This window comes from Nostoc sp. (assembly GCF_036917465.1).
GTDB lineage: Bacteria > Cyanobacteriota > Cyanobacteriia > Cyanobacteriales > Nostocaceae > Nostoc.
Genome location: NZ_JBALDL010000024.1, coordinates 61,476 through 84,583 on the forward strand (window position 1 = coordinate 61,476; position 23,108 = coordinate 84,583).

A 23,108-nucleotide genomic window follows, 5' to 3' on the forward strand; every position below is an offset into this window, starting at 1 on the left:
AGGACGCAGAGAGAAGAAAGAAAGAAAGAAAGAAAGAAAGAAAGGCTTAACTGAAACGTATTGACTTAATCTCTAGTTATCACCCTTTCAAACAAAACCCGATAAACAGGTTCACCTTTTTTTTGCGTGCCTATTTCCCTTTCTGTGGGGACTGGTAGCGGATTTTCTGCTAACCATTCTCCTGCACCAACTTTCTGATAAGCTGGGTGGGCGGCGAAGCGATCGCGCATTTCCACCGCGATAAATTCCATATCTGATTGCACAAACACAATCCCACCAACCGCCAGATAAGTGGCTAATTCTGCCACTAGTTCTGGTTGCACTACACGGCGTTTAGCATGGCGGGTTTTAAACCAAGGATCGGGGAATTGAATTGTAACGCGCTGTAAACTTCCTGAAGGGAGGGAAGATAACAGCGAACGCAATGAATTATTCACATTGCCAAATAAATAGTGCAGGTTTGTGAAACCTAACTCAGAACGTAATTTATTTGCCCCCACCACCAGAGGTTCCCGAATTTCTAAACCGAGAAAATTCCAGTTGGATTGTATTTCGGCCATATTTAACAAAAATTGCCCCTTCGCGCAGCCAATATCTAAATGTAGTGGTTGATTTGGCTTTGCATAAACTTTTCCCCAGTCAAGGGGACTTGCTGGTGTTTGATACTTTTTAGCAAGTGGATTAACATGCTGGCGGACTCGGACTGCTGCCAAATTTTCCTCTCCTTTACTTCAAAATATCTTCTTGATTCTGAATATTAATTTATGCAACTTTTCCTTTAATTCCATCTTTGAAGGCTTTCTTCAATTCTGTTATTTTTTTAATTAGAAATTATCAACTACGCTTTTATTTTTTCGACCTGATTGAACAAGAATTCTAGGAAACAATCGTTATCAAAGTAAGAGCATTATAAAGCCAATTTTAGATTGTTTTCTTAAATTTACCCTGTCATATTTCAAGTTAAGTAAATTTGCACTGAGCAACCTTTTAGTTCACTGCTCTTGTTAAATAGCTAAAAGCTTCTCAAATGTAAGTTGTTATATCTTTTTTGACTAGACATTTGGATTAGCTACTCAGGCTAAAGAAGGCAATAATATGCTAGAATTATACCTAAATAATGGCAATTATTCAAGAGCAATTTAGCATAATTTTGCGCTTTGCCGAGTAAAAAAGCTAAAATCTACGATTTTTGGAGATTTTTAGGTTATGACAACCTCACAGGAGAGGATTATCCCGATAGACTTGCGAACCGAAATGTCGCAGTCTTATCTGGAATACGCCATGAGCGTGATAGTGGGTCGGGCGTTGCCAGATGCCAGGGATGGTCTAAAACCTGTGCATCGTCGCATTCTCTACGCAATGCACGAGCTAGGTCTGCTCCACGATCGCCCTTTTAAGAAATGCGCCCGTGTGGTGGGGGAAGTGTTGGGTAAATATCACCCCCACGGTGACACGGCAGTATATGATGCCTTGGTGCGGATGGCGCAGGATTTTTCCATGCGATCGCCCCTAGTTAACGGACATGGTAACTTTGGTTCGGTAGACAACGATCCGCCAGCCGCCATGCGATACACAGAATGTCGCTTGCAAGCTTTAACTAGTGCTGGGCTACTGCACGACATCGAATTAGAAACCGTAGACTTTGCCGATAACTTCGACGGTTCCCAGCAAGAACCGACAGTTTTACCGGCGCGGATTCCCCAGTTGTTGCTCAACGGTTCCTCTGGGATTGCCGTGGGCATGGCAACTAACATTCCGCCGCACAATTTGGGCGAATTGATTGATGCTTTGGTGGCTGTAATCCACAATCCCGAAATCACCGATCTCGAATTAATGCAGTATGTCCACGGCCCAGATTTTCCGACTGGGGCGCAAATTTTGGGAACATCTGCCATTCGAGAAGCTTACACCACCGGGCGCGGTTCCATTACCATGCGTGGTGTTGCCAACATTGAAACCGTTGAACAACGGGGACGGCCAGATAGAGAAGCAATTATCATCACCGAATTGCCCTATCAAACCAATAAAGCGGCGCTGATTGAAAAAATCGCCGAAATGGTGAACGAAAAGCGGCTAGAGGGCATCGCAGACATCCGGGATGAAAGCGATCGCGACGGGATGCGAGTTGTGATCGAACTCAAGCGTGATGCTTATCCCCGCGTCGTTCTCAACAATCTCTACAAGCAAACGCCACTGCAAGCCAACTTTGGCGCAAATATGCTGGCGTTGGTAAATAGCGAACCCCAAGTACTCACCCTCAAACAGTTTTTAAGCGTCTTCTTAGATTTCCGCATCGAATCTATTGCTAGACGCACCCGCTACGAACTGCGAAAAGCTGAAGAACGCGACCATCTCCTGCAAGGGTTATTAATTGCCCTAGCTCAGTTAGATCCAATTATCGTCTTGATTCGCCATGCACCCGATGCACCCACAGCCAAAGGCGAGTTGATTACAACTTATGGACTCTCAGAAGTGCAAGCAGATGCGATTTTGCAAATGCAATTGCGGCGGTTGACTGCCTTAGAAGCAGATAAAATTCGTTTGGAACACGAGGAATTACAAGTAAAAATTACCGACTTGCAAGATATTTTGGCACGCCGGGAAAGAGTACTAGAAATCATCGAAACTGAAGTCGCGCAACTAAAAACTAGCTTCGCCACACCCCGCCGCACGGTGATTTTGCCAGGGGAAGGAGAATTAGACGATCGCGACCTCATTGCCAATGAAAAAGCGATAATTTTGGTGACAGAACAAGGGTACATCAAACGGATGCCAGTCAACACCTTTGAAGCCCAAAGCCGTGCTACTAGAGGCAAAGCCGCAGCCAAAGTGAAAGATGATGATACCATTGAGCATTTCTTAACTTGCTGCGATCACGATAGTATTTTATTCTTTAGTGAGCGTGGTGTTGTTTATTGCCTGAGAGCTTATCAAATTCCAGCGAGTTCGCGTACTAGCAGAGGGACACCAATTGTCCAGATGCTACCGATTCCCAAAGAGGAAAAAATCACCTCTATTGTACCAGTTGACGAGTTTAGCAGTGAAGAATATCTAGTCATGCTCACCAAGGGCGGCAATATCAAGAAAACCGAATTGGCAGCCTTTAGTCACATCCGCGCCAATGGTTTGATTGCCATTTCCTTAGAAGAAGGCGACCAACTGCGGTGGGTAAGACGCGCCAAAGTGGAGGACAGTGTAATCATTGGTTCTCGTAACGGGATGGCGATTAACTTCCGGTGCAACCACGAACAACTGCGTCCTTTAAGTAGAGCAACTCGTGGGGTGAAAGCCATGAAACTCAAAAATAAAGATGAACTCGTGGGTATGGATATTCTACCCGCAGCAATTCTTGAAACTTTGGATATAGTTACAGAAGCTGAAGATATCGAAGCAATCGAAGCAATCGAAACAATCGAAGCAATCGAAACAATCGAAACAATCGAAACAGAAGATATCGAAATTACCGAAACTAATGAAGAGACCGCAGAAGTGCCTAGCAGTGGCATTGTTGGCCCTTGGGTGTTGGTAATTACGATGGGAGGATATGGTAAGCGCGTACCAGTTGCTCAGTTCCGTTTGCAAAATCGTGCTGGTCAGGGTTTAATGGCAACGAAGTTCAAAAACCGCAAAACCAAAGACAAGTTGGCAACCTTACGCATTGTCAACAATGATGATGATGAAATCATGATGGTAACAAATCGTGGTATTATCATCCGTCAAGCCGTAAATGCAATTTCTATCCAATCGCGATCGGCAACTGGAGTCAGAGTGCAGCGTTTAGATGAAGATGATGCTATTACCGGAGTAGCAATAGTTCCACCTGATGCTGTCGATGCAGAAGAAACAGAGTAAAAAACAGGGGAGGCAGGGGGAGAGATTTATCTCTTTGCTCCCTTGGTTAATTGCCTTAGCTAGCGGCGTTTTGATGGGGCTAACTGTAGCCCCAGTAGGTGCATGGTTCTTAGCTTGGATTGCCATAGTTCCTTTATGGGTGCTAGTTGTCACTTCAGCCAAAGGTAAAAACCAATACCCCCCGGCTTTCCTCTGGGGTATTGGTTTTCACGGTGTCGCCCTATTCTGGATTACCGGAATTCATCCAATGACATGGTTGGGCGTTCCTTGGTTGCCAAGCTTGGCAATCACCCTTTTTTGTTGGGGATTTATCAGTGTCTTGGGTGGGATATTCCTTACGATTTGGGCGGCTGTAATGGTTCGCCTGGGCGGACAAAAAGCGTGGTTGCGTGTACTTATCGGTACAGCCGTCTGGTGTGGATTAGAGAGTCTGTGGAGTGCGGGGCCTCTGTGGTGGAGTTCTCTTGCTTACACACAAAGTCCGCACAATCTCGTAATTGTCCATTTGGGTCAACTCTCTGGCCCTAATACTGTGACAGCAGCGATCGTTGCTGTGAATGGCTTAATTGCGGAAGGATGGACGAACCACAGAGACACAGAGGGCGCAGATAAAATTTCCTCTGTGTCGCGCCAGTTGCTTCTCCTGTCGGAGACGCTGCGCGAACAAGTCGGGGAACCCGCCCAACGCACTGGCTTCTTTGCGCCTCTGCGGTTCGTTAATAAATATTTAGCGATCGCCACGGGACTATTGATTACCCTACACCTGATTGGTTTTATCTTATACAGCCGTCCCATCGCCCAAGTACCAGAGGCAGCCTTGAAAGTGGGGATTATTCAGGGTAATATCCCAAACCGACTTTTACGAAGTTCCGAAGGGTTTCGTCGCGCCCAAGAAAATTATACCAGTGGGTATTTAACTTTAGCAGACCAAGGTGTAGATGCAGTCCTCACCCCAGAAGGAGCTTTACCTATTTTTCAGCGCAACTTGATGGAAACTGCCTTAGTCGCAGCAGTAAAGAAAAAAGGCGTAGTTGCTTGGATTGGGGCTTTTGGAGAACGGGGAGACAGTTATACAATTAGCTTGTTTACTTTTAATAGTAAAGGGGAAATTGTCAGCCGCTACGATAAATCTAAATTAGTGCCTTTGGGAGAATATATTCCCTTTGAAGGAATTTTAGGCGGGATAGTTCAACGCTTGTCGCCTTTGGAGGCGCACCAAGTACCGGGTTCAGCAAATCAGATATTTGACACTCCTTTTGGTCGGGCGATCGCTAGTATATGTTACGAATCTGCTTTTCCTGAACAATTTCGTCGTCAAGCTGCGGCGGGTGGGCAATTTATCCTCAGTTCTTCTAATGATGCCCATTACACTGCATCGATGCCATTCCAGCACCATGCACAGGATATCATGCGGGCAATTGAAACCGATCGGTGGTCAGCACGGGCAACGAATACCGGATATTCAGCCTTTGTAGATCCTCACGGTAGAACCTTGTGGATGTCTGGATATAATACTTATGAAACTCATGCTGAAACAATTTATCGGCGACAGACACAAACTTTATATGTGCGTTGGGGTGATTGGTTAACACCTTTGTTGCTAGCATTGAGTATCTTAGGGTGGTTTGTACAGAGAGTAATTAATTAACGCTAATATCAGATCGTACTAACTAGTCACCACTTGAGTCTCTAAAAGAGGAATTGTGGCATGGAAGACATTCAGCAACGCAAACTTTTATCTGCCCTAAGCCACGGAGCAATATTTTTTAGCTCTACGATTATCTCCATTGGCATACCTATTGCAATTTTATCAATTAGCAATGACCCGATTATCAAAAATAATGCCAAAGAATCACTAAATTTTCACATAAATCTTTATATTTATGTAATTATCTTTGCATTGTTGATTGTTGTGGGAATTGGTATTTTGTTGTTGATTGTGTTGGGTGCAGTCAGTTTTATTATGCCAATTATTGCCATTATTCATGTTCTGAACCAGCCGAATGTGTCTTACCGCTATCCGTTTATTTTCCGATTTGTTTAGTTAAAAAAGTTGTCCATTTGTAGATTGAGTTGAGCAATAGCGAAAGCTAATAAGTCTTATAATAAATTTTAGGTGTACGCATCAATTCAACCTACAGGAGTTAGTGCTTTGTTATCTAACTGAACTTTATTGTAATGTAGCAAAACTTTCTCAAAGTGGGACTAAGTATTAAGTAATTTCCTAGTTTATCTATTGTAAAAAATTGTATTTTACTAGACGATATTTTTTTAATCTACACAGTTTGAGCCAATTTACAATTAGCCATAAGGATTAATTTTAAATCCAATATTTCATACCAAATTAAGTTTAAAAAAAGTGTATAAGCGATAATTTGTGGACTTTCAAGTGTTTTAATAAAGTTATTACCGAAAGTCTAGTGGAAGCAAAAACATGAAAGGTTTTAGGAAGTTATCCTCAATAGCACTATTGCTATGTGCCTTTGTGTATCCGCCCTCATTAGCTGAAGCAAAAGATATTTCTTTAAGTAATGTTCGCAATGAACAGAGCGCTGCACCAGAAGCTAACTTAATTGGAGATAAAACTGGAGAGCTTTTAATTGCTCAACGAGGGCCAGAACGACACCGAGAGATTAGAAGACGGGAGTTCATCCGACGACGGCAGCCTTTCGGACGATCCGAAAATTTTCGACGACAGCAGCCTTTTGGACGATCCGAAAATTTCCGACGACGGGAGAGGTTCAGAGAACGACAAATTATCCAAAGACGGCAGCCCTACGGACGGTACGAAAATTTCCGACGAGGATATTGATGACGGTTGATACAGCTAACTAATGGTTAGTGGTTGAATCATCAACCACTAACCACTAATTATTGTTATCTTCTAATGACTTGCTACTACCTCTCCTTCAAGGCGAACTAGTCGGTCTGCCAAAAGTTTTTCAAGGTCTTCTAGTGCCTTAGTGAAACCTTTGATGCCTTCGTCTAGTTTATCAGTTGCCATGCGATCGCCAGCGTGCATTTTGTCATAGCTGGCTTTGTCGATGGATATCTTTTCAATTTCCAAGTTTGCTACCTTGGCGGGATCGAGTTTACGTGGTAGTTCTCCCACAGTTGACTGCAATTCAGCCAAAAGTGATGGAGAAATCGTCAACAAATCACTACCTGCAAGTTCAGTAATTTCACCAAGATTACGGAAGCTAGCTCCCATAACTTCGGTTTTATAGCCGAATTTCTTGTAGTAGTTGTAGATTTGGGTTACAGACAAAACTCCTGGATCTTCGGTTGCTGGGTAGCTATCGCGTCCGGTATCCTTTTTGTACCAGTCGAGAATCCGACCGACGAAGGGAGAAATTAGGGTAACGCCGGCTTCTGCACAGGCGATCGCTTGGTGAAGACCAAACAACAAGGTAAGGTTACAGTGAATACCTTCTTTTTCGAGAATTTCCGCAGCGCGAATGCCTTCCCAGGTGGTGGCAATTTTAATTAAGACGCGATCGCGGCCAATTCCAGCAGCTTTATACTGAGCAATTAATTCCCGTGCCTTAGTCAGAGTAGCTTCGGTATCGTAAGACAAGCGAGCATCTACTTCCGTAGACACCCGACCGGGAATAATTTGTAAAATCTTTAATCCAAAAGCAACTGCCAAACGGTCAAAAGCTAGAGAAACTATGTGTGCTTGGGTGGCTCCGGCTCCAGCATCTTTCTTCGCTTGCAGTAAAGTTTGATCGACAATTCCCTGATATTCTGGCATTTGTGCCGCAGCAGTAATCAGAGAAGGATTGGTGGTGGCATCTTGGGGTTTAAACTTTTCAATTGCCTGGATATCCCCCGTATCCGCCACTACAACAGTCACTGCTCGCAATTGTTCTAGTAAATTCTTAGACATAAAAGACTCCGTGATGAATGTTACAGGATTTACTTATTCCCTAGCGAGTGCTGAGTGCTGGGTTAGAGTTAGGAATTAAAAGTTAAGAATTAGGAGTTAAGAGTTATTATTCTGCTCCTTGTCTCCCCATCCCCAGTCCCTAGTCCCCAGTCCCTAGTCCCCAATCACCAGTCCCCAGTCTCCAGTTCCTTCAATTCTGATTCTGGCAATTTTTCGGAATCATTGCCTAATTTTGCTTACTATCTAGAGCCACAGCCCTATTCTAGATGCCTTATGCCGATATTGGCTGTCCAATGGAATGCACTTTGATTAAACTAGTTGTGCCCGATTTACCAATTGGAACGCCAGAGGTAATCACTACTTTATCGCCCTTATTGGCTAGACCCATATCCACAACTGTGTTCACCACATTGGTAAACATCTCTTCAGCATTGTGGACTGGTGGGATTAGCAAAGCTTCCACACCCCAAGAAAGGGCTAGTTGGCGATAAGTGGTGATGTCAGATGTGAGGGCAATAATGGGAGAAGTTGGCCGATATTTAGACACCATTCTCGCTGTACTTCCTGATGAAGTGTTACAGAGAATTGCCCGTGAACCTGTTTCATAAGCGATGCGACATACTGATTCTGCGACAGATTCTGTAACGCTGAGACTGCCTGCTTCATGACACCAGGCATGTCTGCTACCCTCATCTAGAGCCTGTTCTGTTCGCACGGCGATGTTGTGCATCATCTGAACGGCGGCTACGGGATATTGTCCGACAGCAGTTTCACCAGAAAGCATTACTGCATCCGTACCATCTAAAATTGAGTTGGCAACATCCGTTGCTTCGGCGCGGGTGGGATCGGGGGCGCTAATCATCGACTCTAGCATTTGGGTGGCTGTAATCACAGGTTTGCCAGCCCGATTGCAACGGCGAATAATATCTTTTTGAATCAGGGGTACTTCGTGAATTGGGACTTCCACCCCTAAATCGCCACGAGCAATCATAATCGCGTCGGCAACTTTCAGAATGGAATCAAAGCTCTCTACTGCTTCTGCTCTTTCGATTTTGGCAATTAAGCGGATGGAAGCGCCAGCAGCTTCAATCATCCGCTTGGCGGGTTCTAAGTCTTGTGGCGATCGCACGAAGGACACCGCTACCCAGTCTACACCCAACTGAATCCCAAAGCGTAGATCCAGCAAGTCTTTTTCGGTGATCGAACTGACAGGTAAAGGAGTTTGTGGCAGGTTTACTCCTTTATGTGTGGAAATTAACCCGCCAGTTTTCACTTGGGCGCGAATGCGATCGGCATCGCGATCAGTAACAATTAACTTGACGCGACCATCATTAATTAAAATCGGTTCACCTGGTCGCACCATTGCGAACAAAGTCGGTAAAGGTAGAGGTATTTCGTCAATACTCTCACCCTTTTCTTGCAAAACAAAGGTAACTTCAGTACCAGCTTCTAAATTTAACCCTTCCGGTGGTAAAGTTCCCAAACGAATCTTGGGGCCACACAGGTCTTGCATAATTGCGATCGGTTTTTGCTGCTCAGTGCTAATTTGTCTAAGATAGTGAGCAGTTTGGGCGTGGAATTCATAAGCCCCGTGGGAAAAATTCAACCGTGCTACATTCATTCCAGCTTCTACCAAGCCTCGCAGATTTTCGGGTGCAGATGTAGCCGGCCCAACAGTACAAATGATTTTGGTTCGACGCATAGGGATTAGGGGTTGAGGAGTAACCTGCAAATTTGGATAGTTTGTGCGACACCGAATAGCCCGTCGTAGACATCGCCCAGCCATCCAAAATCACACGTGCTTCATATCACTGGCTTGCTAAGTAAAGATACTAAATTACTTTTTATTTTTGGAGTATTTACCATTTGCCCAAATCCCAAATGGGGACTGGGGATTGGGGACTAGGGACTGGGAAAAAACTTAATTACTAATACCCCATGACCCATTCCCAATGCCCAATGCCCAATAATCAAACCACAGCAGCTGTCGGGGCGAGTTTTTCCTTTTGTGACATAGACAACATCAAGTCAATCACGCGATTCGAGTAACCCCACTCGTTGTCATACCAGGCGATCACTTTAAAGAAGTTGGAATTCAACTCAATCCCAGCACCTGCGTCGAAGATACTAGAATGGGTATCGCCTTGAAAATCTGTGGAAACTACTTCTTCATCTGTGTAGCCCAAAATACCCGCTAGTGAACCTGCGGCAGCCTCCTTCATGGCAGCACAGATTTCTTTATAACTAGTGGCTTTGGCAGTTTTGAAAGTTAAATCAACTACAGAGACATCAGGAGTTGGAACTCGTAATGCCATACCAGTTAATCTACCCTTCAATTCTGGTAAAACCAATGCTACGGCTTTAGCTGCGCCTGTGGAGGAGGGAATAATATTCTGGCTTGCACCTCGACCACCCCGCCAATCTTTCTTGCTGGGGCCATCTACAGTTGGCTGAGTGGCAGTCATGGCATGAACTGTGGTCATCAACCCTTCAGTCAACCCAAAGTTGTCATTGATGACCTTAGCTATGGGAGCTAGACAGTTTGTAGTGCAGCTAGCATTGGAGACAATGATATCCTTGCTGGGGTCAAATAGGTGATGATTGACACCCATTAACAGGGTAGTAACTCTCTCTGGGTCTTTGGTGGGAGCGGAAATTATTACACGCTTTGCACCTGCCTTCAGGTGGTTTGCAGCTCCTTCGTGGTCAGTGAAGAGTCCGGTGGCTTCCACGACATAATCTGCACCTAATTTTCCCCAAGGTAACTCTGCTGGATTCCTCACCGACACGCAAGGGATGAAATGTCCGTCAATGAGGATGCCGTCTTCCTTGGCTTCAACCTTATGCTTTAATCTACCGTGGGTTGAGTCGTACTTTAACAGGTAAGCGAGGTTATCTGGTGGTACTAGGTCGTTAATGCCCACAAACTCGATATTGGGATTATCGATGCCAGCGCGAAGCACGAGTCGCCCGATTCTACCGAAGCCATTGATACCAACTTTCAATTTAGTCAAGATTAAGCCTCCCGTTGTGGTGGAAGTTGAACAAAAGGAGAAAGTTAAAAGTCAAAATAGATTGCCTTTTACTCTTTACTCTTTGATCCTGACAGTATCAGCAAGTTAAGGCATATTTAGTTGGCATCTTTTAAGGATTGGGGATTGGGGACTGGGGATTGGGGATTGGGGACTGGGGATTGGGGATTGGGAAAACCTCATTGAAAAAGTCTCGATAGGTTGTTATACCAATTCTCTGTAAACTACTTGCACTTAATGATTAATTCCTTAATCGATCTATTTATTTACGTACTTTGCGTACTTTGCGGTTCGTTTAATAAATATTATGTGCATCTTCATAGAGAATTTGTATTAGATCGCCCAGACTGTTTAAATAATTTGTTAAGAAGATGTTTTAAAAGTATTTAGCTGTGATTTTAGGCACTTGTCGATCCCCCCTAACCCCCCTTCAAAAGGGGGGAACCAGAATCAAAGTCCCCCTTTTGAAGTGAAGCAAGTGGCGTGGATTTAGGGGGATCTAGAACGTTTTGATACCTACAATAAGACTTTTAAAACATCCTCTAAATAATTTGCCCTTGCAACCCACGATTCGTTAGGAGGTAAACAGCAAAAGTTCCTAGCCAGTGACTAGCTGCATAATGTTCGATTACAACATTTGTTAGTCCATGATGACGATGGTGAAGGGCAGCATAGCGGAGTGTTTCGATGCGGCGATCGCTATTTGCCAATCCAGATATGATCCCCTCAAGCATCCAAGCCCGACTGAGGTTAAGTCCGTAAAAGTGGGCTTGCATATAATCTTGGGGATTATCGACTCTGGCAGGTTGTAACCAATTTACTGAATTATCAATGGGTATTTGTGGCAGAAAATCAGTCAGCCAGTTAGTGAAATCTGTTGTTGGAAGGACTCGCCGCATTAAGTCTGCTTCAGCAAATCCAGGGGAGAGAAAATCGTAGCCAAGCGGCTCAAATTGTAAGGAGTAGTTGCGATCGCTAAGATAAAATTGCCGTACTTTATTCTCTACTAACTGAATAAAATCAGCATTTTCGGTAATCCTTGCCCAATCTAGCATCAAACCAAGTGCAAAAGCTGTTTGGCTATGCATTCCTGTACGATTTGGAAGTTTCAGTCTTTCAATCCAGCGCTGTAAGTTATCTGCAATCAACTTTTCTAGCGGTTCCAATACAACCCGCCATTCTCTCCCTTGAGGATGATTCCACTCGTGAAGTTCCGCAGTCAGTTGCAGAAACCATGCCACACCATAAGGAAATTCATAGAATGGTAGCCGTTGGAAATGGGCAATTTCTCCTTGAATTTTCTCCGGTGTTAGGCTCTGCCCAAGCGCTTGCTTTGATGCTGCATTGAATGAGGCTTCGGGGAAATGACGCAACAGACGTACCAGCAACCAGTGACCATGTACGGCTGAATGCCAATCTAAGCAGCCATAGAAAGCAGGAGTCAATTTACGCGGTGGTTTGATATCCTCGTCGCTATCAGCCCAATACAGATTACTGTTAGGATACTCCCGCTCGATACAATCCAGCACTAATTGAGCAAACTGTGCTGCGATCGCTTCATTAATCCCCAAATTATCCGATGGCATGGTCACTCAATACAATTTTACGTAAAAGCGTAGCGTTTTAATGCAGAGGGACGCATTAACATTGCATCTCGATGCATTGGCATTGCAGAGGGACGCATTAACATTGCATCTTGATGCATTGGCATTGCAGAGGGACGTATTAACATTGCATCTTGATGCATTGGCATTGCAGAGGGACGTATTAACATTGCATCTTGATGCATTGGCATTGCGAGGCATTGCCAAATCTAATTCGCTAGGAATTAACCATCACTTGCGCTTCAAGTTTTACCCTCGCTTCTGCTTCCAAAAATTCAGCCACTTGAGCCTCAATTTCATCCCGGACAATTTGGCGATACTCCAAGAAATGCTCAATTTGCGCACAAACGGCTAAATAGCTACTCACTCCGCCCGGATTATGCTGATACATACTCCACAAGTAACGCCAGAATTGCCAGCGCGTTTGACGACGTACACCTTGCCGCCAGCAAATCACTAGCAATGCTCGGAGGACTTTCCAGTTCAATGGTTTCTTGGCAGCTTTGCCCTTTTTCGGATAGGTTGCTTCACCCAAAAGACGGAAGTGTTTGTATGTACGCTCCAAAAACCGCTCTGGCTCATACAAATCACAGAACGCCTGCACATATTCACGAGCAATATCTTCTAAAGGTCGAGTTGGGACAAAATTCATCAACGTGGTTTGGTTGATATTGGCCGATTTATTGCGGAGTCGTCCTTCCTTTTCTAATCTATGCCAGAGGGCTGTATCTGGAAGTGCTTGCAACATACTAAATAAGGCGGTGGGAATTGCTGTTTGCTCAACAAACTTGACAATTCGCGCGCCGGCTCCTACTTTCTCACCATCAAACCCAATAATAAAGCCTGCCATGACTCGTAACCCTGAGCGGGTAATCTTATTCACCGCATCACTGAGTGAATCTCGCGTATTCTGGTATTTTTGAGTGAAAGTGAGACTTTCTTCGTCGGGGGTTTCAATTCCCAGAAAAACGGCTCCAAAATTACACACTACCATCAAGTCCATCAGTTCTTGATCTTGGGCTAAATCAACTGAAGCCTCTGTAGCAAAAGAAAAAGGATAATTATGTTCTACCATCCAGGGCAGAAGAGACTTCAGAAATAATTTCACATTCCGCTTATTACCAATGAAGTTGTCATCCACCATAAAAATACTGCGCCGCCAACCCAGTTTGTAGAGATAATCAAGTTCTGCTAATATTTGTTCTGGGTTTTTGGTGCGGGGTTTGCGACCGTATAGCACAATAATGTCGCAAAATTCACACTGAAAGGGACATCCACGAGAAAATTGCACCGACATCTCCGCATAAGCTTCAAACTCTAACAAGTCGAAGCGAGGCGTGGGAGTGTTGGTAACATCTGGTTTTTCACCGCCAGAGCGAAAAATACCTGTGCGATCGCCCCGTGCGATCGCTGCTACAAATAAAGGTAGGGTAATTTCCCCTTCGTCCAATATCAAATAATCTACTCCGGCGGATGTCATTTCATCTGGTAGCGCTGTCGGGAAAGGCCCACCCACAGCTACCCGTTTACCTCTTCGTTTTGCTTCTAATATCTGACAGAGCAAATCCTCTTTTTGCACAATCATCGCCGACATAATAACCAAATCTGCCCAAGCCCACTCTGCCTCTGTACACAGGCGAACATTTCGATCTACTAATTTATACTCCCATTCTTGAGGTAATATCGCGGCTACAGTTACCAAGCCTAAAGGCGGTAGCATTGCTTTACGGTCTAATAAAGCCAGTGTTTTTTCAAAAGACCAAAAACTTTTTGGAAAACGGGGGTATAGAAGTAAAACGTTCATATTTGATTCTTATAAACCTTGATCTTAACTGCTATTTGAGTGTACATACAACTGAGCTACTCTTGTAACACACTTCAAGAAGCCATTGTATGCAGTAGTTGTAAACTTCTACTATGACTGATTTAAACACAGCATTATTTTTTAAAGGCAATTATTAGAAAAAAAGGCAGGGGGCGGGGAGAAAGAAATATTTAGAATTTACCCAAAACGAAATGGTGTAAGGACAATTCATGAATTGTCCCTACCTAAGAATAAGGGTTTTGGCTATTTGTTGCGTAAGTCTTAAAGCCAAGGCACTACGGTTAAGGGTTTATCCAGCAAGAACTGTCTTTGTCTTGCTGACTCCTGAATGCTTTTAGCTGAGAGGATAATTAAAATTGCTCAATCAGTAGGAGGAGTGCGATACCAACTCTTGGAGAGGCTACGCCAACGGTGGGCTTTGCCTACGCAATTTCTGATATCCTCAAACATATATTAGTCAAGGATTTAGCCAAATAAACTAGAACTTGTGAAACGGATCTAAGTAAGTGGGTCAAATTAAATATAAAACCTCACCCTGCCTCCGGCTTCCCTCTCCTTAGTAAGGCTACGGTGTACACACATCTTTGTACAAACCCAAAATCGTTGGAGATCCCTCTAAATCCACGCCACATGCTCCCCTTAAGAAGGGGGACTTTAAGAGACTTTTGCCCCCCTTTTTAAGGGGGGTTGGGGGGATCAAAAGCCTATGAGGACACTCTCAAAGGCTTGTGTGTACACCGTAGCCTTAGTAAGGAGAGGGATTGAGGGTGAGGTTTGATCTTATATTTAATTACGCCTACTTACTTAACATCTGTTCTGTTCTGTTTTTGGTTTGGCAAATTGGCAGCTTTGAGAAAATTAACTGTGTTATTTTTAATCTTATACAAGGTGTATTTGCACTTTCAAGCTATTCTGACGGGTTAAAACCCGTCTTATTTATCCCTAAATTCATTTCTTATCCGATATTTGAATTTTAGATTTTTGATTGAAAATTCTTTCTCTTAAAGGGTTCTATAAGGGACTTCCAACAAAAAAATTATCCAATATTGTGGGGCGGGCAAGATACCCACCCCACAAGAAGTAGTTGAGTATTTTTTTATTTGGAAGTCCCTAATTCCATTTGTCGTAATAATCTTTCAAATTGGTATTGAGTAGGATGTGTTATGGCTTTAGCCTAACGCACCGCTACATAATACAGTGCGTTAGGCGCGAAAACTATCTGTTTCTTATTCCAGTCTTTGCCCAATCAATAGGAAGCTTTAATTTATGACTCCTGAAAGGGGATGCAATATTGTTAAATGAAGGCTGTGTCTAGTTTCAGCTTTTAGATACCGTTCTTGCAAAGGTTGCCACTGCTGCCACGACTGGTAACGATTTTCTGTTAACAAAGTAGCAAGAGTAGGCAATTCAGTCTTCATTTCTGATTTGAATACATTTGTCAGCCAATCAGTTAATACTGCACTATCTTGCATAGTACCCAAAATTTCTTGGATATTTTTTACTTCTGTCATATAAGCCGCGTAAGACTCCCCATATAAGTCAGTAAATAATTCCATCTGGTAGCGTATACGTTTAGCTTCTTTTCGCAAACTATGAAGAATTTCCCCTTCTTTTGTCAATTGCTGTTCGATTTTTTCTGGTTCCCAATTGTTCTGAACTTTTATCTCTGATTCCACAAGTTGAGTGCCAATTAACCAACCTGGATGTAGTAAAAAATTACTTACTTCTGGTAACAGTAAATCTGGTAGTACTCGCTGAATAGTAATAGATGCCAAAGGCTGATAACTTGGTTTATCTAACCACTTCTCTAATGCATCTTTGAGAGACTTGTAAGATTCATCTTTCAACGTTTTCTGCACACTCGATAGTACATCTTCACGTTGTTTAGCTAAAGCTGTGAAAGCTGTTCGGAGAGATTCCTGTTCTTTGCGGGGTAAGTTTGGTTGATAATTGTTTTCCAAGCTTTCTTTGAGTACATCTAAATCTCGCAGATTACCAAGACGACGGGCTATTTTACCAATATTTTTATCGCTGATTGGTTTCGGCACATCTAATGCTAGCTCAAATCTAGCTACAGCCGTCCGTAAGCGACGCATTCCAACTCGCATTTGATGCAGTGCTTCTGGATCTTCATCTTTCTTTACTGGTTTTTCCCACTTCCAGGTTTTCTTAACGTGTTTTTGAATCGCTTGGTAGGCGTAGTCCCCTAGAGTTTTTACCGTGGGTTGTGTAGCTAATTTCATAATCAATCTTAATGATATACCTCATGAGGTTATTGCATAATAACATTAGTTAAAAGTTTGCATCTCATCTAATTGTTATATTTTTAGCTCATGTAAGTTGTAAATTTTTATTATAAATATTGATATATTCTGCACTTATGAAAGGTTTAATAACTATATTTACTCTGCTAGTTTAAAAATATTTTTCCTAGTCACTTAGAATAGCATGATTAATCTTTTTAGAATCATAAAGATGATTTAACTAAATTTAGGGATTTAAGTCCCCTGCCTCTATAGTCAGCAGATAATGCGCGTGGGGTTTAAATCTCCGTCACAAAACATAATTACGAATTACGTAAAGCCTGCGGCAAACGCTCCGCTTAGAGGTTGAATGAACAAGTATTTCACTGTTATTTTAGGCACTTTTAGATCCCCCCTAACCCCCCTTAAAAAAGGGGGAACCGGAATTGAAGTCCCCCTTTCTAAGGGGGATTTAGGGGGTCTATAATTTTTTATACCGACAATACGACTTTTCAAACATCCTCTTAGAGCGCAGCGTTCGCGGAGCATCTCGTAGAGAAGCGATAGCGAGTCATCCGTCTTGGCGCTAGCCTCTACCTTTGGGAGAAGGGGAGACACCAAAGGTAGAGGCTAGCGTCAGTAGGAGCGTCATTACGAATTATGAATTATTTTAATTGATGGTATCAAATTTGGATACTTAAATGTTAGTGGAGATTGCTTGTACAGGGCAAGTGGGGATACACTGTTCGCAGACAATACAATGCGATCGCGTGAATGTCAGTTTGTACGTCTCAGGATGGAGAGTCAGGGCTTCGGTAGGACAAACCCCAGTACACAAACCACAATGGACACACACATCTTCATCGATCGCAATTTCGCCTAAAGTATAAGAAACATTAACATGGCGCGATCGCATCCATTCTATGGCGGCATCTAATTGATCGATATCTCCCGCTAGTTCTACTACCAGCTTGCCAATTTGATTTGGAGCAACTTGGGCGCGGATAATATTTGCCGCGACGTTAAACTCTTTAGCCAGTACGTAAGTGACTGGCATTTGCACAGCGCGTTTCGGGAAGGTGAGCGTTACTCGTTTTTTCACAGGTTTAGCAGAGGGTTTTTTCTGTTGTAGCGTATTGAAAGTTTTTTGACTCGAAATAGTTAGAGAATCTAAATAGTAATGTCATCTGTGATACTCACTCAGACTACCATCAGTTAAACTGATGGTACGCAGCAATTCGCGCTGGAGTGATATTACCCATCTTATTCCTTACCGTCCATAGCGATGCTGAGATGGTAAATCAGGTGTTTAGCCTTGGTGCTGATGACTTTGTAAGCAAGTCGATTGTCGGGCGAGAACTAGTATGCCAGAGATGGATGGTATCGCTACCTTTGAAAAATTACAAGCCAATCCGGTAACTAAACCCATTCCGGTAATTTTGTTAACTGCCAAAATCCAGGGTAATGATTAGTGCGATCGCTAAACCATTTAATCCCCTGGAATTAGCTGCTGACGTAGCAGTAGCGTTGGGCTAGAGTCTAGAAAAATAAGCTAAATGCTCAGGCATTGATTTTTTACCCCACATTTTTCAGGAATTGCCCATACATAACGTAAGTATGACTTTAGTCATGCCTAAATTAGGACTTTCTTACCATCTGTGTTTCTATTTAGTGTTTTAAACTCAAAGTTATACATCAATCTTAATTATGTCGTGAGACAAAAAAGACTTCCTCTAATTTTAGGGTCACTTTCCTTAATTGAAAAAACCCTTATAACAAAGGTATTTTCAAATATTATCTGTGTAGGCAAGGGGAAGAACCTAAATTATTTAGGAATGTTGTATGTAGTCAAGTAAACCAAAAGTAATCCATAGGAGATTAAATCATGAAGCGTATCTTGATTGGCACTTTGCTTGCTTTACCACTTATAATTGGTTCCTTGCCATCACAGGCATCAGCAGCAGAGATCATTGTCAGACCTGGTGTTCAAAGACATAATGTGTTTGCCCGTCATGTTGTCCACAAAAAGTTAATTCCCGGACATTGGGAAAGAACGAGACACGGCCGCCGTTGGGTTCCTGCTCACTACGTAAGAGTTTAACTTTATAGCTTATTCAGCATAATTAAAACTAACACTCTTGTAAGAGTGTTAGTTTTAATTGTATACTTGTTTAGTATATTAATTAGAGGATAAAGTATCTTAAGTTAATTCTTAATTAAACATGAGTATATACCAAAGTACTAAATTTTTTAAGAAAATTATTACTTGCTTACTGACAATTAGTTTAGTAACAGCCTGCAATGCAATCAGAGCCGATGAAAAAAATCGGTCTCAACAAAAAATATTGCATGGTGATAATTATGGACAGATAAAAAACCAAAAACGATTACGCACTTATTATCTTTACACTCCCAAATCTTATCATCCAAACCAACGAATGCCATTAGTATTAGTATTTCATGGAGATGCTGGTACTGGTCGTTCAATTAGTGATGTTACGCGCTTTAATAATTTAGCAGAGAAAAAAGGATTTATTGTTGTTTATCCAGATGGAATTGATAAAAAATGGAGCCTTAGAGGTAATTCTCAAGGAAAGGTAGATGATGTTTTATTTGTCAGTGCTTTAATCGATCATCTTAAGCAACAAATAAATATTGATAGTCATAAAGTCTATGCCACCGGTTTCTCTAGGGGCGGAATCCTTACCCAAGCTTTAGCATGTAAGCTATCTGATAAAATTGCCGCTTTTGCATCAGTAGCTGGCTCTCTTCCAGTTCGTCTCAAACCTAATTGTCAACCTCAGACTCCGATCTCAATGATGATCGTTAACGGTACAAACGATCGGGATGTCCGTTATGAAGGTGATGACCACAGTCAACGAGGAGCGCTTGTTTCTATTTCAGATATGGTAAGCTTTTGGCGATCGCACGATCAATGTATTTCATCTAGCGCATCTTTACTGCTTCCTGGTATGAACTCCAGCAAAAGATCCAAAGTCAAAGCCACTCAGTACTCAAATTGTAGTGGCAACTCAGAAGTTTTACAGGTAGCTGTAGTAAATGGAGGACATTTTTGGCCTGGTGGTGCTTCAACCGATCCCAACCTCAATAAATTCAATGCCCAACTTGGCTTAAACGCCAGTCAAACCATTTGGGGATTTTTTCAACGCCACAGTTTATCTTAAGCAACTAAATTTATTTATCGAGATTATCTTTCTACTTTTAGCCATTCTAAAACACCATCAAGATCAGTAACCTGTTCTCCTGGCGGTATGGCTGGACGGTTGATCATGACAATCTTCACGCCCAGTTCTCGCGCTGCAATAATTTTGGGTTTTGTAGCATCGCCACCACTATTTTTGCTCACGATAGTATCAATATTATGATGAATCAGGATTTGCCTTTCATTATTGAGGGTAAAGGGCCCGCGATCGCACAAAATCCTTCCTGCTGGTACTAAAGCATCATCAGTAGGAGGGTCAATCATCCGCATCAGAAACCAAATTTTTTCTAGGTGAGCAAAAGCGGCGAGTTCTTGCCTCCCAACTGTCAAAAATACTCGCTGTGCCTGATTTGCTACAGACACGGCGGCGGTTGCAACGCTATCAACTTCAATCCAGCGATCGCCACTTTCTTTTTCCCAAGGCGGGCGAATTAGCATTAAACGCGGTACTCCAACTTCAGTTGCAGCATCTGCCGCATTAAAGGAAATCTGACTCGCAAAAGGATGGGTTGCATCAATTAATAAATCGATTTGCATTTCACGCAGATAGCTAGCCAATCCAGCCACACCACCGAAGCCTCCAACCCGAAAATCGCCCAAGGGAATTGAGGGTTCACGGGTGCGACCAGCTAGAGACGTGATTGCTTCTAACCCTTGAATAGTCGCCACTTTAGCAGCTAATTCTGCGGCATCTCCTGTCCCACCTAGAATCAAAACGCGCATCATTGAGATAAAGGTGGAATCTTTGCCAAAATGCCTTTTTTCAGGGCTTCTGGGCGCTCTGACCAAGGCAGTAAACCATCTGCTTTGACATAGTATTGACTAGCGCATTCTAGTACCGCAGATGCACTACCATCAACAGCTAAATCACCAAATAAATATGTTAATTTACCTTTGGCGGTAAAGGCAACTACACAAGAACGATTGCAAGCACTCATGCATTCAACTTCTTGAATTGGAAATTCATCTCGTAAGTCCCAATCGTGTGCAAGCTGCTGAAGTTGGTTTACAAGTTTTTGACCACCACTTTCGCCTAAGCGTTTTCCCTCTTGCCAAACGCTAGCACAAGTTTTGCAAACAAATAAAGTATGGTCGGCAACACCCAAGGGACTAGTTGGGGAAATATTTACAGTCGTAGTCATCTGTACCTCGCAGATATGGAACTGGTAAATTTACTTCGGCGGGCATCCTAACTTACTCAATTTGGGATTTTAAATTACATCTCAAATTGGTTTACAGTTGCTCCCAAGCGCCGGATTTGCACCGAACTTTAAGAGTTATCTATGGTAGCTGCTCCCCACCAGAACCGAATAACCTTATCAATCATACACTAGGGTCATCTAATAAAAAGGTGGAGATGGAAACGCACCCGCCATAGTCATAAAGGAAAACAAGATCCAGAAAAACGACGGATCTTGCAGGCAGACCTAGATCCGAGATGTCAAATAGTAAAGTTCGCCAGCTTTAGGTCTTTTTCTTGCTCGATCAAAGAATTATATGCTATTGTTTATATTTGTGTGGTTAAGGACGTATAGCTCAGTTGGTTAGAGCGCTACGTTGACATCGTAGAGGTCACTGGTTCGAATCCAGTTACGTCCATTTGTGTTTTACATTCATAAATTGAATATGTGTGACTTTACCCATAACTTTGCCGCAACGGCAAGCTTATGGTTCCGATAGGGGGCGGCAAAGTTATGCTTCCAATTTTCCAGGTGTAGAGAAAGAAGCCAACTTACTCTGCCCTTTTAAGTTTAATAGCTTTACACTCCAATTTCACGTCGTGTTTCATTTAAAGCAGCACGAACCTGTTTGTAACGGAGATATCCAGGATGAGTCATTATTTCAGACACACGAGCTTCTGAGGGGTATTCTCCTTGATTATGCAACTTAAGTACAATCTGCTTAACTTCTCTGCAAGACTGCTGTATCTTTTCTGTGTGACATGCTTTACCATAACCACGGTATTTGGCAGAAATGGCACGGCATAAATCTGGAAAGTGGCTGAAAATTGTCCGCCTATTATATCCTAAACCTGTAGCTACTTCTTCCATTGTCAGTGGTGGCTGGTTGTTGCTTGCAAGGATTGCTAGCAAGGTATCTTGTATTTGATTAGCGTCGAAAAGTTTTGGAGATGCTCTTAGTGTGGGCGATCGCCGAATGGTTTTGTGTGAGATTTTCGTAAAAGATTTAGCAGCAAGTTGTTCTGGTTTTAGTAAATCTAGCAGAGATATTTCTAAGCGATAACAAATTTTGAGAAGTATATCAAGTACTGGTAAAGCTTTACCCGTCTGCCACATCCATAAAGTATTCTTCGGTATTCCCATCAAACGGGCAAACTCAGCTATATTGCCATTAGTCACTGCATTTATGACTAGACTCAAAGATTTGGCAATTTCTTCTTTTGCTGGTGGGGAGTTAAAAGATAGGATGGAAGAAATTAATTCTCCAATAACCTCTACTATCCAAGTTTGCGAATGTAATTCTTCTTTAGATAAAGTTGAGCAATCCGTAAGTTCTGAGGAGGACTTGACAGGAAGATTCATACCTAGCCAACCACCACACTTGGAACAGTAATCAGGTGGCGATCGCCAACTTAGTAGTGGCAACTCCTGCTGACAGTGAGGACATTGCAAACATAGATATATTTTGTGTAAAGGACATACTTTTACTGAATTTATAGTCCAAAGTAGTGGTTTATAAATTACTTGTTTAGCTAAACGCCATTCTTCGTAACATCCAGTACACCAAGCGCTTTGGGTACGAAACAAATTGCGCGTGGGAATAATTTCAGACCAAAATAGCAAGGTCAGCAAATGCAAATCTTCTATAAGCGTTAGCTTCTGAAGTGCTTGTACCCACGCACGCCATAATCAAACTTGTGATCGATTAAGGGTTCCTCTAAGGCAATTAAGGCGCGTGTGTAGTAATCTTTCCAGTTGAAGTTTCTCGATTCTGGGGCTACAGCTTCAACACCAACAACAGGAACACGACTGCGATCGCTTTCCAGTTTAGGTAATGCTAGTTCTGTTAATTTCTGCTCAACGCGGAGTCGCAAAGTTGTTTTACCAACACCACTGGCACCGTAAACAAAGATAAATGAAGCTCCTGCGGGTTCGGCAATCGTTCGCATGAGAATTTCATAGACTTCTTTAAGTCGAGGATGCGCTACGGTGTAATTTTCAAAGTAAGCAAGCCTTTCTGTAGCAGGCCGTGTGAGGAGTTCAAGAGGAAATCCAGTAGATTTTGTCATAGTTAAAACTCCTGATACACTACAAGTGTTTCTGGGACGATCGCTTCATCTTCATCCGCTTGAGAATCGGTATTGGCAAAAGTAACTTGAATAAGTTTTGTATCCCCTCAATAATTCGGGGTAGGCGGTTATTCAGGTATCAAAGACCAAGCAAAAGGATGGGAAGAAGACTTTAGCCGAATAACGCTTC

The 23,108-nt window shown here is 42.8% G+C and carries 19 protein-coding genes, 1 tRNA gene and 1 pseudogene; 8 read left to right on the top strand and 13 right to left on the bottom strand.

All coding sequences use genetic code 11. The features are described 5' to 3' along the window. Positions 1-65: 65 nt before the first annotated feature. Positions 66-713: a tRNA (guanosine(46)-N7)-methyltransferase TrmB gene (gene trmB, locus V7K38_RS05215; RefSeq protein ID WP_334855979.1), complete on the bottom strand. Its 648-nt coding sequence runs from the start codon at positions 711-713 to the stop codon at positions 66-68. A gap of 493 nt (positions 714-1,206) precedes the next feature. Here trmB and gyrA point away from each other — a divergent pair, with 493 nt between their 5' ends. The 4 genes from gyrA to V7K38_RS05235 all read left to right on the top strand — a co-directional run bounded on the left by gyrA (position 1,207) and on the right by V7K38_RS05235 (position 6,664). Continuing rightward, positions 1,207-3,852 carry a DNA topoisomerase (ATP-hydrolyzing) subunit A gene (gene gyrA / locus V7K38_RS05220; protein ID WP_334855980.1) on the top strand — a complete coding sequence of 882 codons (2,646 nt, stop codon included), beginning with the start codon at positions 1,207-1,209 and terminating at the stop codon, positions 3,850-3,852. Further along, positions 3,833-5,500 carry an apolipoprotein N-acyltransferase gene (gene lnt / locus V7K38_RS05225; RefSeq protein WP_334855981.1) on the top strand — a complete coding sequence of 556 codons (1,668 nt, stop codon included), beginning with the start codon at positions 3,833-3,835 and terminating at the stop codon, positions 5,498-5,500. The genes gyrA and lnt overlap by 20 nt, the downstream gene beginning before the upstream one ends. Before the next feature lie 60 nt (positions 5,501-5,560). After that, positions 5,561-5,896 carry a DUF4870 domain-containing protein gene (locus V7K38_RS05230; RefSeq protein ID WP_334855982.1) on the top strand — a complete coding sequence of 112 codons (336 nt, stop codon included), beginning with the start codon at positions 5,561-5,563 and terminating at the stop codon, positions 5,894-5,896. A gap of 390 nt (positions 5,897-6,286) precedes the next feature. Next, positions 6,287-6,664, top strand: a complete 378-nt coding sequence (locus V7K38_RS05235) for a hypothetical protein (protein ID WP_334855983.1) — start codon at positions 6,287-6,289, stop codon at positions 6,662-6,664. Positions 6,665-6,736: 72 nt separating this feature from the next. On the opposite strand, the gene V7K38_RS05240 is transcribed toward V7K38_RS05235, so the two are convergent. The 8 genes from V7K38_RS05240 to V7K38_RS05275 form a co-directional block, all read right to left on the bottom strand. After that, positions 6,737-7,741 carry a transaldolase gene (locus V7K38_RS05240; protein WP_334855985.1) on the bottom strand — a complete coding sequence of 335 codons (1,005 nt, stop codon included), beginning with the start codon at positions 7,739-7,741 and terminating at the stop codon, positions 6,737-6,739. Between the two features lie 271 nt (positions 7,742-8,012). Beyond that, positions 8,013-9,443 carry a pyruvate kinase gene (gene pyk / locus V7K38_RS05245; protein WP_334855987.1) on the bottom strand — a complete coding sequence of 477 codons (1,431 nt, stop codon included), beginning with the start codon at positions 9,441-9,443 and terminating at the stop codon, positions 8,013-8,015. A gap of 268 nt (positions 9,444-9,711) precedes the next feature. Next, positions 9,712-10,755, bottom strand: coding sequence for a type I glyceraldehyde-3-phosphate dehydrogenase (gene gap, locus V7K38_RS05250; RefSeq protein WP_334855989.1), 1,044 nt, complete (start codon positions 10,753-10,755; stop codon positions 9,712-9,714). A 560-nt stretch (positions 10,756-11,315) separates the two neighbouring features. Next, positions 11,316-12,359, bottom strand: a complete 1,044-nt coding sequence (locus tag V7K38_RS05255) for a DUF2891 domain-containing protein (protein ID WP_334855991.1) — start codon at positions 12,357-12,359, stop codon at positions 11,316-11,318. A gap of 17 nt (positions 12,360-12,376) precedes the next feature. Further along, positions 12,377-12,568 (bottom strand): hypothetical protein, encoded by a 192-nt coding sequence (locus tag V7K38_RS05260; protein WP_334855992.1) that lies wholly within the window; start codon positions 12,566-12,568, stop codon positions 12,377-12,379. Positions 12,569-12,594: 26 nt separating this feature from the next. After that, the gene (locus tag V7K38_RS05265) at positions 12,595-14,181 is read right to left on the bottom strand and encodes a B12-binding domain-containing radical SAM protein (RefSeq protein ID WP_334855994.1); all 1,587 of its coding nucleotides are present in this window, start codon (positions 14,179-14,181) and stop codon (positions 12,595-12,597) included. Positions 14,182-15,461: 1,280 nt separating this feature from the next. Next, positions 15,462-16,445 carry a CHAD domain-containing protein gene (locus V7K38_RS05270; protein WP_334855995.1) on the bottom strand — a complete coding sequence of 328 codons (984 nt, stop codon included), beginning with the start codon at positions 16,443-16,445 and terminating at the stop codon, positions 15,462-15,464. A gap of 697 nt (positions 16,446-17,142) precedes the next feature. Then, entirely contained in the window at positions 17,143-17,547 is a 405-nt protein-coding gene (locus V7K38_RS05275) for an NIL domain-containing protein (protein ID WP_334855997.1), read from the bottom strand. Positions 17,548-17,809: 262 nt separating this feature from the next. Here V7K38_RS05275 and V7K38_RS05280 point away from each other — a divergent pair. From V7K38_RS05280 to V7K38_RS05290, 3 genes and pseudogenes are all read left to right on the top strand, one after another. Then, positions 17,810-17,981: pseudogene (locus V7K38_RS05280) on the top strand (response regulator); the annotation flags it as partial. Between the two features lie 349 nt (positions 17,982-18,330). Then, a complete protein-coding gene (locus tag V7K38_RS05285) occupies positions 18,331-18,546 on the top strand; it encodes a hypothetical protein (protein ID WP_334855998.1) in 216 nt (71 codons plus the stop codon). A gap of 121 nt (positions 18,547-18,667) precedes the next feature. Then, positions 18,668-19,630: an extracellular catalytic domain type 1 short-chain-length polyhydroxyalkanoate depolymerase gene (locus V7K38_RS05290; protein ID WP_334855999.1), complete on the top strand. Its 963-nt coding sequence runs from the start codon at positions 18,668-18,670 to the stop codon at positions 19,628-19,630. Between the two features lie 23 nt (positions 19,631-19,653). Here V7K38_RS05290 and V7K38_RS05295 read toward each other — a convergent pair whose 3' ends face one another. Together V7K38_RS05295 and V7K38_RS05300 are read right to left on the bottom strand one after the other, a co-directional pair. Continuing rightward, positions 19,654-20,391, bottom strand: a complete 738-nt coding sequence (locus V7K38_RS05295; RefSeq protein ID WP_334856012.1) for a cobalt-precorrin-6A reductase — start codon at positions 20,389-20,391, stop codon at positions 19,654-19,656. Then, positions 20,391-20,810 carry a DUF1636 domain-containing protein gene (locus V7K38_RS05300; RefSeq protein ID WP_334856000.1) on the bottom strand — a complete coding sequence of 140 codons (420 nt, stop codon included), beginning with the start codon at positions 20,808-20,810 and terminating at the stop codon, positions 20,391-20,393. The genes V7K38_RS05295 and V7K38_RS05300 overlap by 1 nt, the downstream gene beginning before the upstream one ends. Positions 20,811-21,193: 383 nt before the next feature. Between V7K38_RS05300 and V7K38_RS05305 the strand changes: the two genes are divergently transcribed. Then, positions 21,194-21,267, top strand: a tRNA-Val gene (locus V7K38_RS05305). 161 nt (positions 21,268-21,428) lie between these two features. Here the strand turns inward: V7K38_RS05305 and V7K38_RS05310 are convergent. Together V7K38_RS05310 and V7K38_RS05315 are read right to left on the bottom strand one after the other, a co-directional pair. Then, on the bottom strand, positions 21,429-22,487 hold the full coding sequence (locus V7K38_RS05310; protein WP_334856001.1) for a TniQ family protein: 1,059 nt from the start codon (positions 22,485-22,487) through the stop codon (positions 21,429-21,431). Between the two features lie 14 nt (positions 22,488-22,501). Then, the gene (locus tag V7K38_RS05315; RefSeq protein ID WP_334856003.1) at positions 22,502-22,918 is read right to left on the bottom strand and encodes an AAA family ATPase; all 417 of its coding nucleotides are present in this window, start codon (positions 22,916-22,918) and stop codon (positions 22,502-22,504) included. Positions 22,919-23,108: the final 190 nt, after the last annotated feature.

What these genes read in the sequence shown, in the direction of transcription:
- gyrA (WP_334855980.1), top strand. Translation starts at nt 1,207, where the DNA reads ATGACAACCTCACAGGAGAGGATTATCCCGATAGACTTGCGAACCGAA.
- lnt (WP_334855981.1), top strand. Translation starts at nt 3,833, where the DNA reads ATGCAGAAGAAACAGAGTAAAAAACAGGGGAGGCAGGGGGAGAGATTT.
- V7K38_RS05230 (WP_334855982.1), top strand. Translation starts at nt 5,561, where the DNA reads ATGGAAGACATTCAGCAACGCAAACTTTTATCTGCCCTAAGCCACGGA.
- V7K38_RS05235 (WP_334855983.1), top strand. Translation starts at nt 6,287, where the DNA reads ATGAAAGGTTTTAGGAAGTTATCCTCAATAGCACTATTGCTATGTGCC.
- V7K38_RS05240 (WP_334855985.1), bottom strand. Translation starts at nt 7,741, where the DNA reads ATGTCTAAGAATTTACTAGAACAATTGCGAGCAGTGACTGTTGTAGTG.
- pyk (WP_334855987.1), bottom strand. Translation starts at nt 9,443, where the DNA reads ATGCGTCGAACCAAAATCATTTGTACTGTTGGGCCGGCTACATCTGCA.
- V7K38_RS05255 (WP_334855991.1), bottom strand. Translation starts at nt 12,359, where the DNA reads ATGCCATCGGATAATTTGGGGATTAATGAAGCGATCGCAGCACAGTTT.
- V7K38_RS05260 (WP_334855992.1), bottom strand. Translation starts at nt 12,568, where the DNA reads ATGCCAATGCATCAAGATGCAATGTTAATACGTCCCTCTGCAATGCCA.
- V7K38_RS05265 (WP_334855994.1), bottom strand. Translation starts at nt 14,181, where the DNA reads ATGAACGTTTTACTTCTATACCCCCGTTTTCCAAAAAGTTTTTGGTCT.
- V7K38_RS05270 (WP_334855995.1), bottom strand. Translation starts at nt 16,445, where the DNA reads ATGAAATTAGCTACACAACCCACGGTAAAAACTCTAGGGGACTACGCC.
- V7K38_RS05285 (WP_334855998.1), top strand. Translation starts at nt 18,331, where the DNA reads ATGAAGCGTATCTTGATTGGCACTTTGCTTGCTTTACCACTTATAATT.
- V7K38_RS05290 (WP_334855999.1), top strand. Translation starts at nt 18,668, where the DNA reads ATGAGTATATACCAAAGTACTAAATTTTTTAAGAAAATTATTACTTGC.
- V7K38_RS05295 (WP_334856012.1), bottom strand. Translation starts at nt 20,391, where the DNA reads ATGCGCGTTTTGATTCTAGGTGGGACAGGAGATGCCGCAGAATTAGCT.
- V7K38_RS05300 (WP_334856000.1), bottom strand. Translation starts at nt 20,810, where the DNA reads ATGACTACGACTGTAAATATTTCCCCAACTAGTCCCTTGGGTGTTGCC.
- V7K38_RS05315 (WP_334856003.1), bottom strand. Translation starts at nt 22,918, where the DNA reads ATGACAAAATCTACTGGATTTCCTCTTGAACTCCTCACACGGCCTGCT.